10 protein-coding genes are annotated in these 12,238 nt (G+C 49.8%); 4 read left to right on the forward strand and 6 right to left on the reverse strand.

From position 1 onward, the window contains the following. Positions 1 to 2: 2 nt before the first annotated feature. Positions 3 to 2,945: a beta-phosphoglucomutase gene (pgmB, locus tag DYP60_RS09665; protein ID WP_117330798.1), complete on the forward strand. Its 2,943-nt coding sequence runs from the start codon at positions 3 to 5 to the stop codon at positions 2,943 to 2,945. On the opposite strand, the gene DYP60_RS09670 is transcribed toward pgmB, so the two are convergent. Together DYP60_RS09670 and DYP60_RS09675 are read right to left on the reverse strand one after the other, a co-directional pair. Beyond that, positions 2,946 to 3,911, reverse strand: coding sequence for a LacI family DNA-binding transcriptional regulator (locus tag DYP60_RS09670; protein WP_117330799.1), 966 nt, complete (start codon positions 3,909 to 3,911; stop codon positions 2,946 to 2,948). Positions 3,912 to 4,142: 231 nt separating this feature from the next. Further along, on the reverse strand, positions 4,143 to 4,811 hold the full coding sequence (locus tag DYP60_RS09675) for a diacylglycerol/polyprenol kinase family protein (RefSeq protein ID WP_117330800.1): 669 nt from the start codon (positions 4,809 to 4,811) through the stop codon (positions 4,143 to 4,145). Positions 4,812 to 5,127: 316 nt separating this feature from the next. On the opposite strand from DYP60_RS09675, the gene DYP60_RS09680 reads away from it, so the two are divergent. Beyond that, positions 5,128 to 5,808, forward strand: a complete 681-nt coding sequence (locus DYP60_RS09680) for a GGDEF domain-containing protein (protein WP_117330801.1) — start codon at positions 5,128 to 5,130, stop codon at positions 5,806 to 5,808. 90 nt (positions 5,809 to 5,898) lie between these two features. On the opposite strand, the gene recD2 is transcribed toward DYP60_RS09680, so the two are convergent. The 4 genes from recD2 to DYP60_RS09700 all read right to left on the reverse strand — a co-directional run bounded on the left by recD2 (position 5,899) and on the right by DYP60_RS09700 (position 10,700). Then, a complete protein-coding gene (recD2, locus tag DYP60_RS09685) occupies positions 5,899 to 8,061 on the reverse strand; it encodes an SF1B family DNA helicase RecD2 (protein WP_117330802.1) in 2,163 nt (720 codons plus the stop codon). A gap of 363 nt (positions 8,062 to 8,424) precedes the next feature. Continuing rightward, the gene (locus DYP60_RS09690) at positions 8,425 to 9,225 is read right to left on the reverse strand and encodes an arsenite methyltransferase (protein ID WP_117330803.1); all 801 of its coding nucleotides are present in this window, start codon (positions 9,223 to 9,225) and stop codon (positions 8,425 to 8,427) included. Between the two features lie 13 nt (positions 9,226 to 9,238). After that, positions 9,239 to 10,297, reverse strand: coding sequence for an ACR3 family arsenite efflux transporter (arsB, locus tag DYP60_RS09695; protein ID WP_117330804.1), 1,059 nt, complete (start codon positions 10,295 to 10,297; stop codon positions 9,239 to 9,241). A 43-nt stretch (positions 10,298 to 10,340) separates the two neighbouring features. Continuing rightward, a complete protein-coding gene (locus DYP60_RS09700) occupies positions 10,341 to 10,700 on the reverse strand; it encodes an ArsR/SmtB family transcription factor (protein WP_117330805.1) in 360 nt (119 codons plus the stop codon). Positions 10,701 to 10,873: 173 nt separating this feature from the next. On the opposite strand from DYP60_RS09700, the gene DYP60_RS09705 reads away from it, so the two are divergent. Next, positions 10,874 to 11,338 (forward strand): MarR family winged helix-turn-helix transcriptional regulator, encoded by a 465-nt coding sequence (locus DYP60_RS09705; RefSeq protein ID WP_165849549.1) that lies wholly within the window; start codon positions 10,874 to 10,876, stop codon positions 11,336 to 11,338. Then, positions 11,335 to 12,231 (forward strand): permease, encoded by an 897-nt coding sequence (locus tag DYP60_RS09710; protein WP_117330807.1) that lies wholly within the window; start codon positions 11,335 to 11,337, stop codon positions 12,229 to 12,231. The genes DYP60_RS09705 and DYP60_RS09710 overlap by 4 nt, the downstream gene beginning before the upstream one ends. Positions 12,232 to 12,238 lie beyond the last annotated feature (7 nt).

Raw genomic sequence — 12,238 nt, forward strand, 5'->3', positions numbered from 1 at the left:
ACATGGCTTTGGATACTTGGAGTCTCGAAGAAACCGGGTTTGATGAAATGTACATCGCCCAGGGGGAAAGCTTATTCTCAATTGGAAACGGATATATCGGGTACCGTGGGTTTCCCTGTGAACGGGAACCTGCGCACCATAGTGGATGTTTCATCAATGGATTCTATGAGATTTCTCCAATTCATTACGGGGAAGATGCCTACGGGTTTGCCCGTCTCAACCAGACCATGCTAGACCTTCCTGACTGTCGATACTTGGTGATTTTCATCGATGGTAGACAGATCAATGTATCTGATGAGCGGGTGAAATTCTACCGAAGGCGTCTGGATTTCCGTACGGGGATCCTCGAGCAACATATGCAATGGCTTACCGATGAGGGTAAGCTGGTGCATATTACCTGGGAGACCTTGCTCAGCATGCAGCAGCACCATATTGGTGCTACACGGGTCCGCATTCACTGTGATACCGATGTACATGCTACTTTGCATTCAACCATCGGCATGCCTGTTCAGCGCGCAAATACTGAACTTGATCCACGTATGGGAAGTACGCTCTCTGGTTCTTCCTTGGTCTGTGAGGATTGTGGGTATTATGCTGAAGGAGAAGAGGCTCGTCCAGGATTCCAGGCTTCATTCAAAACGGTGGAAAGCGCATTGAGTCTCTCCTGCGGGGCTGTTCATGAGAGTTCACAGCCGCTCCAAACAGAGCGTGGTGATCTTGAGGAGGAGAGTCTCCCAGTTCTTACTTTCTCATGGAGCGGGGCCGATCTCAGCTTTACGAAATACTTCTATTATCACACCTCTGGACGACCGGGGGAGACCCTCCCCCTTGAATTGGCCCAGCAGTATCGTGAAGAGATAGCCACATCCAGTTGGCAAACTTTGGTTGAGATGCAACGCTCTTGGTATGAGTCCTTCTGGTCTCATGCTGATATTGAGATTACCGGCGATGAGAAACTTCAGCAGGCATTACGGTTCAATTTCTTCCAGCTGCAACAGAGTACTGGAAGAGACGGCATGTCTGCCCTTGCCGCGAAAGGGCTTACCGGAAATGGGTATGAAGGGCACTATTTCTGGGACACCGAAATCTATGGAATGGCACTCTTCAACCACACCCTTCCCGATACCGCACGTGCATTGATCAAATACAGGATCTCAACACTCGATCGAGCCCGAGCCAGAGCACGCGAGATGAACCAGAAGGGTGCTCTCTATCCTTGGAGAACCATCAATGGGCTGGAAGCTAGTGCCTACTTCCCAGCTGGAACTGCACAGTACCATATCAATGCTGATATTGCCTATGCAATCTTCCAATACCTGGAAGTAACAGGTGATGATACCATCCTGGAAGAGGGAGCAGCTGAGGTGCTGATCGAGACAGCGCGACTGTTTCTCGATCTTGGGTTCTTCAACCCTGAGAAGGGTGGGCAGTTCTGTATCAATGAGGTTACCGGTCCTGATGAATATTCAGCGCTCTCTGACAATAACTGCTATACCAATGTCATGGTCCAACACCACTTTGAGGGGGTGGTACAGCTTGCTTCACGTCTGCAAAACGAGAATGCAAAGCTGTGGGACCGACTTGTAGAAAAACTTTCTATTACTGATGACGAAATGAGCCTTTTTGCCCGGGCTTCTGAACATATGTATGTTCCCTATGACAGAAAACGGGGAATACACATGCAGGATGACTACTTCCTAAACAAAGAGGTTTGGGATGTTGCCAAGCGTGGTGAGATACGGCACCCCATGCTGCTTCACTATCATCCTTTGGTAATCTACCGACATCAGGTCATTAAGCAAGCTGATACAGTGCTCGGTATGCTGTTGCAGCATCATCGATTCCCCTGGTATCAGAGAAAGAGGAATTTTGCGTTCTATGAACCACTTACTACTGGGGATAGTTCACTCTCTGCATGTATTCAAGGAATTGTTGCATACGATTGTGGATTCCTGGATCTTGGGAGTTCCTATATCCGTCAGACAGCCCTCATGGATATTGAAGACTTGCATCACAATACCAAGGATGGTCTGCATACTGCTTCGATGGCGGGATCATGGATGGCTATCGTGTACGGTTTGGGAGGATTCCGTATGCAAAAGGGAGTCCCCTCTTTCAGGCCTCAGTTGCCAGTGGAACTCCAGCGACTGAAGTTCCATCTGACTTTCAAGGGTGTAGTGCTTACGGTCACGATTGAGCCGGAGATTACTACCTATGAGGCCAAGGGAGGGACGCTTACCGTACTTCATCGCTCAGAGGTACTCACTGTGGGGAAAGAGGCTGTGCAATGTTCCACGAGAGCTGCATGCAAGGCTGTCATCTTCGACCTTGATGGGGTGATAACCTCTACCGATGAATACCACTACCGGGCATGGAAACGTCTTGCTGATACCCATGGATGGGAGTTTGATGAGAAGATTAACCAAAAATTGAGAGGTATATCCAGAAGACAATCGCTCCAGGTCATCCTTGACCACAACCAAGTGAGTGTAACTGAAGAGCAGATGCAGGAATTCACCAATCAGAAGAATATTTGGTATCGTGAATCATTGGAAGAATTGAGTCCAAAAGATATTCTTCCCGGTATTCCTGAGTTGCTGGAACGCTTGAAGCAGCATTCGGTGTATACAGCCATCGCTTCGGCGAGTAGGAATGCTCCATTCATACTTGATCGACTGGGACTTTCAGATTCGTTTGATGCCGTGGTTCCTGCAAGTGAGGTGGTACAGGGCAAACCAGACCCTGAGGTCTTCGCCCGTGCCGCTGACATGCTGGGTTTGTATCCAGAGGAGTGTACTGGTGTAGAGGATGCTTCAGCAGGCATTACAGCCATCAAGGAAGCCCTGATGAGAACGGTCGGTGTTGGTAGTGCTGTCGATCCAGCGCTCTGTGATGCACACGTGCTAGACACTGCAGATCTAACGGTTGATATGCTGCTCTGGTAATTAGCTGTTACGGTCAACAAGGACAGGGATGATTCGATGATGTATGGGTTGCCGTTCTTGGTGTGCCTCCATGAGGTTCACGATGAAGGAAGCCGCTTGTGTCCCAATAGCACCAGGCTCTTGGCTTACCGTTGATATGCCTAAGTGCTCTGTGGCTCGAACGCCGTCAAAGCCGACTATGTGAATGGAACTTCCTCTCTCGCGTACAGCCCTGTACACTCCCACTGCGATATCATCACAGTAGCAGAAGACGCCGTCACAGGTCTGCTCATCGATGATTTGCATACCGATCTGGTACCCCATTTCTTCTGATATCTCAGAGTTGTACAGTGCACACTCCTTATAGCCATAGAGTGCAAGCTCACTGGCAAATCCTGTATGCCGGTCAGCATTGGTTTGCCCAGGTGGGTCCATCGCGATGTATCCAGGGTGTTTAACACCTTTCGAGAGAAGATACCGCGCGGCAAGACGGCCACCCTGTTCATTGTCGGTATACATGCAGTGTTCATCAGCACGTGAGTAGTCGATATACAGATAGGGAACATTACGTCTTCTTAGCAACTCTCGTTCAGTTTCGTCAAGCTGGAAGGCGAAGATGAGTAGGGCAGAGAGTTGGGCATCCAGAACTTTCTGGATGAACTGTGGGTTGTGCTTCTCATAGTTGAATATGAGGAGGTCCACGCCCAAACCGCGGAACTTTCTGTAGATTGCTTCAAATATTTCAAAGAAGTAGTGGTTACCTATATCCGGCAAAAGCAAGCCTACCGTTGACTCAATGGCATCATTACGCGCAAGTCGACTTGCCGCGCCACTTGGGGAGTATTGACGAGCTTTTACCACATCAAGAACCTTCTTGCGGGTTTCTTCTGCAACATGGGAACTGTTGTTGAGAACACGTGAAACAGTGCCGATCCCTACATTAGCTTCACGGGCAATATCTTCGATTGTAATTTTTTTTCTGCCCATGAGGGAAATGTAGAGCTTTTTGTCCTATCAGTCAATAAAGGGTTGGAAGTGATGCATTATCCTACGATGATTCCAAAAGTAGAACCATAACCCCATACGTATTCACTAGACCTTGCATTCCTGTATTCCTCTTGCATTCTGGAAGGTGGCATTCGGTGATCCCAGTGGGTGATGGGGGTTTCTACAGTGAGGTCTACCTGAAGAATAGTAGCATGGGCAAGGGGTCTTCGTTCACAGGACTCCCAGCATTAGGTATGCAAGAACCGCGGTCCCTAGCGGTACCGTGATATTGTCGAGACCGAACGGTGTGAATGCTTCAATCGCCGTTGATACAAGGGCAACCACCACCAACCCTATCCACCAAGAAAGACTCCACAGCGAATCAATCTGATACCCTACGGAGAACCCGATGATGACGAGCAGGGTAACCACGAACATGACTGCAGTACCAATGAATGACTTGCCCCCGTGAATCTTTTTCTTCCCATAATGCTTACCGATCACAGCTGCAAGACCATCCCCATAGCCCATGGTCATAGCGCCAATGCCGCACGCCCACATTGGAAGCATTCCATTGAATCCTATAAGTACCAGCAGGAGCAAAGAGATGGGAAAATACACCAAGCCGAGGTTCCTGACCTTGTCCTTGATGCCTAATACGTCTGCAGCCCCGGTGATGACCGCAGCACCGTTGGCAATGATGAAGACAATCGGTCCAACCAGTGCATAGGAGAGTGTATCGAAGGTTGCGATGAGGATAAACCACCAGTTGGAGACGCCGATATGGATGAATTTGCGTACGAACTCAGCGGAGAAACGATCGGATCGAGACATGAGTAGCCCGATGCCGATGACCACCAACAAAAATGCGAATGTAAGTATCAATCCGAGTATATTCATCGCTACAATATAGGTTATACCATGTTGTTTTGCAAGATATTTCTAGTCGGGACAAATGCATCAAAAAAATGGCTCTCCTCTCATAGAAGGAAAGCAAAAAATCAACAAGAGAAGAATGGGAAAAATCTTCGGATGTAACTTCCTCGATGCCCTGTCAAGATACTAGCACTTATTGACCTCTCGTTTCACTGAAGAGGCTAGGGTTTGAGTTGACATTCATAGCTATAGGCACCAAGCTGAAGGCAAATATCTTGATCTGAAGTAGGCTACGGAAGGTACTCAATTGTGTAGGCAAGGATGTCCCCTGCACAGGACCATGGAGGATAGTTTCAACCGCGAGGCGTCGGTGTATCTGCGCCACAAGCAAGGACACCGCGTCCCTGTGATGGTCAGAACCTATCCGCTGTATGATGGGGATCAACTCATCGGTGCCATAGAACTGTTTTCCGATGAGAAGCCACCGATACAGTTGATGAAGGAGATTGAAGACCTGAAGGTCCTTGCCATGACCGACCAGCTTACTGGAATTGCGAACCGACGCTATACGGAATCATTTCTCTCGGGCAAGCTCTTGGAGCTGGATGAGTTCAAGAAGCCCTTTGGGGTGGCTTTGGTGGATATCGACCATTTCAAGGCGGTGAATGACACCTACGGGCACGATGTAGGGGATTTGGCAATCCGGATGACTGTTAAAAGCCTGGTGAATGTGGTTCGATCGAGCGACCTGGTCGGCCGTTGGGGAGGGGAGGAATTCCTTGTAGTGTTCTTGTCAGTGGATTTAGAGCAGTTGAAGCAGATAACTGAAAGGATGCGAATGCTTGTTGAGGCCTCCTCTGTGCAACGCGATGGATCGGATATCCGCGTAACCGTCTCCATCGGGTCTGTGTTTGTTGAGAAGCCCTCACCCAAGGACCGCATCATCCAGATGGCGGATCAACTGATGTATCAGAGTAAGGTAGAAGGACGGAATCGTATTACTTTCGCTACCCTTGCTTGAAATGACTTACTTGTCTACGCCTACTGTAGGGTATTTCCCTGTGCTTCCTGCCCGTTTAGTAGGATAGCATGTCTTGCAGGAAGGCTTCTTCTATGACATCTGCTTTGTGGCATTCAATCTCAAGCTCAGGCGGGTTTTACGCTCATTCGGCTTCTGGTTCCTGATGGCATAGCCAATCGCTTTCTGCTCCCCGACAAGCACCAGGACCTTCTTCGCCCGGGTAACGGCAGTGTACAGCAGGTTGCGTTGCAGCATCACAAAATGGGTCATCATAAACGGCATGACCACAATGGGATACTCCGAGCCCTGTGACTTGTGGATTGTGGTGGCATAGGCCAATACGACCTCATCAAGGTCTGACCGTTCAAAGGTGACCTCGCGGCTGTCGAAGCTGATCGTGAGCTCCTGATCTTCAACATTGACATCCGTGATGGTACCAATGTCTCCATTGAAGACCTCTTTGTCATAGTTGTTCTTGATCTGCATGACTTTGTCATGTAGCCGGTACTCAATGCCGGCGCGGTTGATGCTCGGTTTTGCCAGTGCCGCCACAGCAGGATTAAGCCGTTCCTGCAGCATCTTGTTCAAATTTACCGCTCCCACCAAACCACGTTGCATGGGTGTGAGCACCTGTATGTCCCGTATCGGATCGGCATGGTAGTACCCAGGCAACCGTGTGGCCACCAGATTGATGATTTTCTCCAAGGCCTCCTCGGGAGTGGCGCTTTCGATGAAGAAGAAGTCGGAGGCTTTCCCATTGGTGATATCTATGTTCTTGCCCTGGTTGATGCGATGGGCGTTCATGATGATGCGGCTGCCTTGGGCTTGGCGGAAGATGCGCTGCAGCCTCACCACCGGCACGACTTCCGATGCGATGATGTCGTTGAGGACATTCCCCGCACCGACGGAGGGAAGCTGGTCGGTATCGCCGACCATGATGACCGTCATATCATCAGGCACCGCCTTGAGCAGGTTGTGCATGAGGATGATGTCAATCATTGAGCATTCATCCAGGATAAGGACATCCCCTTCAAGTGGATTTTCTGCATTCCTCTGATATCCTTGCGGCGGCTTGAACTCAAGTAGCCGGTGGATTGTCTTGGCCTCCATCCCCGTCGCTTCGCTCATCTTCTTGGCCGCTCTCCCGGTCGGAGCTGCACACAATACCTGAAGGCCTGATGCCTGGAAAGCCTGGATGATGCCAAGCGTGGTCGTCGTCTTTCCAGTCCCGGGACCGCCGGTGAGCACCATGAACTTGTGCATCACCGCTGTCCTGATAGCCTCGAGCTGGACCTCGTCATAGGTAATGCCACCGTGTTTCGGTGTGTTCAAGCGCTCGATTACACCGGCGGTATCGATCCGTTTCCTTCTGGTCGTTTCAATTAGATTTCGCACCTTCTTGGCTACCCCGATCTCTGAGAAATAGAAGGGTGGCAGGTAGATGGCCTCATCCTCGACGATTACATCTCCGGTTTGTGCCATGTTCTCCAACACAGGCCGGAGCTTCTCGGCTGTCATTTCGAGCATCCTCTCAGCAGCCTTGAACAGTTGATCGGAAACGGCATAGCAATGACCATCCTCCGACAGTTTGTTGAGCGAGTACAACAGACCTGAACGTAGCCTGATAGCTGCATCCTTTGCCACCCCCAGCTTCTCAGCGATGGTGTCGGCGGTTTTGAACCCGATGCCCCAGATATTGTCTGCGAGCCTATAGGGGTTCTCTTTGACGACATGGATACTGTCTGTGCCATAGGTCTTGAAGATCTTTGTCGCATGGTTGGTGCTCACCCCATAGCTTTGCAAGAAGAGCATGATATTCTTGATCTCCTTCTGCTCCTGCCAGCTTTTCTTCACACACTCGACCCGGGTCTTGCCTAAGCCATGGATCTCGAACAGGCGGTCGGCATCGGATTCGATGATCTCAAGTGTCTCTATGCCGAATGTGTTGACAATCTTCTTGGCGAATATCGGCCCGATGCCCTTGATCAAGCCAGAGCCAAGGTACTTCTCGATACCATTGGTGGTGATGGGGAGGGTCTCCTCGAAGGAGTGGACGGTGAACTGTGGACCATATTTGCCATCGTTCTTCCAGAATCCCTGCAGGCTGAGTACCGATCCTACTGCCACCGAAGGCATTAAACCGACGACGGTCACGAGCTCGTGATACCCCTTCGCCTTGCACTTGACGACCGTATAGCCGTTCTCCTCATTCTGGAATATGATGCGCTCTACGACGCAGCGAAGCATATCCATTACAGCACACACTCCTTTCCCAAAAGCAACCAAGTGTGAGTCTACCATACTTGGGCGGATGTTGTGCAACGGCCTAGCTGATTACCTTCAAATCCGATTGCTTTTTGCAATGTTGGCTATTGGTGCCATTCAAGGCGGTGCGGGTCGAGTATAGAGAGACAATCAAAAGCGGTAGCTTGATACAGCCTACAAATCGAACACCTTCTAGGGTTCACTTTAAGAGAAGGTCCGTGAAGTAGTGCTGTTGCACAATTGATGAAATCGTGCGTTGCAAAGACTTTCATAGAAATTCTGGCATCATCATAATCATCCACTGAAGGTGGAAGCCTCGATCCTGAAATTCACTTGAAAGCAACCGGCCCTTCACCGTGGCTTCTTCGCCTCGATGATGTAGGAAGCCACATACTGATCTATATCAGTTTCAGGCATCCATGACGTTAGTATTTCTTTGCTTGTGTCTTTTGGAGTCAGCTTGACTTCATTGAAACCTGCCTCACAGAGTAATTTTTCTAGTACAGCTATATGTTCTGCACCTGCTACACACACTGCATGAAGCTTCAAGTCTTGTTTGATCACTTCTGGAAGTTCAGCTGTAGCCACTACATCGGAGACGGCAAGCCGTCCGCCTGGTTTCAGAACCCGAAACGCTTCGTGGAAGACTCGTTTCTTGTCCAAGGAGAGATTGATGACGCAGTTGGAAATGATCACGTCGATGGAATCGCTGTCCACCGGGAGAGCCTCGATTGCCCCTTCTATGAACTCGACGTTCGTATACCCGAGACGAGCAGCATTAGCCCGTGCGAGGTCAATCATTTGCGGCGTCATGTCGACTCCGATTACTCTTCCTTGCTCACCGACCTGCTTGCGGGCGATGAAACAATCGAACCCGCCTCCGCTTCCGAGATCCAGTACGACCTCCCCTTCATTGAGTGTAGCATGCGCCAATGGATTTCCACATCCTAAACCAAGGTTCGCGCCGGTAGCACCTGCTTCCATGTCGTTCTCTTGGTATCCAAGGGTTGCTGAAATTTGGTTGATGTCTGTCGGACTTGATGAACAGGAGCAACCTCCGTCGCAACATCCGCTAACAGATCCTTGCTGTGCGATAGCCCCGTATCGTTGCTTGATGTAATTAGTAATGGTTCTATGATTGTATTGTTTCATTGTTCTTAACCCTTTATGCTGTTTTAGTAGGAAACCACTTCTTGGTCCTGTTGGCTATCTTTACAAGAGTGAGCATGACAGGCACCTCGACCAAGACTCCGACCACTGTGGCTATTGTGGCTCCAGAGCTGAGCCCGAATACCGATATGGCAACCGCCACAGCGAGCTCGAAGAAGTTCGAAGCTCCGATCATCCCAGCGGGAGCTGCGATATCATGAGGCAGTTTCCATGCTTTCGCCCAGAGGTAAGCCACGAAGAAGACGAGGAATGTCTGAATAATCAACGGGATGGCGATGAGCACGATGTTTATCGGATTGTCCACGATGGTCTGTCCTTGGAATGAGAAGATGATGATCAAGGTAAGCAATAGTCCTGTGATGGTAACATTGGAGAACTTGGGGATGAATGTGTTCTCGAAGTAATCCAGGCCACGCTTTCTCGTGATGATCACCCGGGAGAACCAACCTGCGCCTAGGGGAATCACTACAAAGAGTATTACCGAAAGGAATAGCGTCATCCATGGAATCGATATTCCACTGATTCCCAACAATAGTCCCACAATCGGAACGAATGCGACAAGAATGATCAGATCGTTCGTGGCGACCTGCACCAGGGTATAGGCGGGGTTGCCCTTGGTGAGGTGGCTCCACACGAATACCATCGCTGTACAGGGAGCTGCACCCAGAAGGACTGCGCCGGCAAGGTATTGTCGAGCAAGGTCCCTGGGTATGATTGCTTGGTAGACCACATAGAAAAAGAACATGGCGATGCCATACATCGTGAAGGGTTTGATTAGCCAGTTGGTAATCCAGGTGACCACCAAACCGCGCGGGTTTTGTCCGACCTGCTTGATGCTGTGAAAGTCGACCTTGAGCATCATTGGGTAGATCATGAGCCAGATAAGGATTGCCACGGGAATGGAGACGTTCGCATACTCAAATTGCGAGAGGAAATCAGGGATTGCCGGTAGATACACGCCGATCAAGACACCAGCGGCCATGCATAACAAGACCCATACTGTAAGATATCGTTCAAAAAATCCGATTCCGGAAGATTCCTTCTCACTTGCCATATATGCCTCCCAATCCGCTTATCAGCGGAAATAGTTTTACTTACTAATTGTGTTTCACAAGCTTTGTTTGATTGCAGCTCTGTTCACAATTGGCTGAACTCTTCACCAATGGAACATTTCGACTGACCATAAGTTGTTTCAAATATCCCAACAGATCTTCCAATTCAGAGCAGTTCAATGTGTAATGCATCCATTTCCCCGTCCTCTCGGATGAGACGAGACCACTTTCGGTGAGCAGTTTCATATGATAACTGAGCGTGGGCTGGGTTATCTGGAAGGACTCAAGGATGTCGCAGGCACACAAAGGCCCGGAGGACAACAGGTTGATGATATCCAACCGCGTAGTATCGGAAAGCGCCTTGAGCTTGAGCAACTGTGAGCCCGGAGTTTCTTGCTTGTCCATTATCAATGCTCCTTACATATCGAATAATATCAATCTAATAGAGAAAAATCAATATGTTAATTTTGTGGTAGTGACTGTTCCTATAAATTAGTTGACGACGTCAACCAATTGTGATAGATTGTGTTCATCATTCTCATGCATATACTGTTTGGAAAGGAGGAATGATACAAAAGATGACTCCTAGCACGAAGGAAATTGATTTTCAGACCCTCAGCAGAAGCTTGCTTGATATTGCATGGAGTTTCGGCCCGAAAGGTCTGGACAGCGCCTGTTGCAAGGATCTTGGCATTGCCGAATTTCTCGCCTTGGATGACATATCCCGTACCATCGATTACCCGGTACATCAGGTCGGTAGCACCTTGGGATTCACCAAGAGCGGGGCGACCAGGATCGTGAACCGCCTAGTCACGAAAGGGTATGTCTCGAAGCGGACATCAGGGCATGATGGGCGAGTTTGCTGCCTGGATGTGACCGATCGCGGGAGGGAAATACTGTCAGAAGCATATGCAAACTACGAAACCATCCTCCGGCGGATATTCGCGGGACTGGATTCGACCAAGAGGGATGCGTTGAGAGAATCCCTGATTCAGTTTAGTACCTTGCTCATGCAAGAAGGCTCTCAGGAGGGAAACCGATGAACACCTTCTGGCTGACCCTGCGGTATTTCGTTACCATTATGCTCGAGCTCACTGTATTGTTCATTGCCATCAGCGCAATCGTGGCCCTGATGCTGACCTACATATCACGGGACCGCCTCTCTTCATGGCTTACCCGGCGTGGCTTAGGAGGAAACATCCTCGGAGCGATTGTAGGGTCACTGACTCCGTTTTGTGCATGTTCCACCATCCCGATGACCTTGGGAATGTTGCAGGCAGGGGCACCGTTCGGTTCGGTGATGTCGTTTGTCATCGCCTCTCCGTTGCTCAATCCCATTATCATCGTAATGCTGGTCACCCTAATGGGTTGGAACGTGGCGGCTGTGTATTTCATCATCACGTTCGTAGGTGCGGTCCTCTTCGGTGCCTCATTGCAGCGGTTGGGATTCAGTAATCAGGTGAAGTCTGTGCGGATCAAGAACAAGGCTTCTTCTGAAGATGACGATTCTATTGCACGGACGTTCAAGGAGAGACTTGCAAAATCGATACAATCGGCGTGGAACGATTACAAGGCGGTATTTCGCTATCTGCTCATCGGGGTGGCGGTCGGGTCGATGATCTACGGCTATATCCCTGAAGAGTTTATTGTCAGGATTGCCGGTCCAGACAATCTACTGTCGGTTCCCATCGCAGCGACAATCGGCGTGCCGCTGTACATCCGTGCAGAGACAGCCATTCCCATCGGATTGGGATTGGTATCCAAGGGGATGGGACTGGGAACGGTGGTTGCCCTCATCATCGGGGGATCGGGAATGGCGATTCCCGAGATATCGATGCTGGCAGGAATATTCAAAAGGAAACTGGTCGGTGCGCTCGTAGTCGGCATATGGCTTACCGCCGTAGTAGGTGGGTATCTATTCAACATCCTGGCATAAGAAGGAG

Source organism: Sphaerochaeta halotolerans, assembly GCF_003429665.1.
Classification (GTDB): Bacteria; Spirochaetota; Spirochaetia; order Sphaerochaetales; family Sphaerochaetaceae; genus Sphaerochaeta; species Sphaerochaeta halotolerans.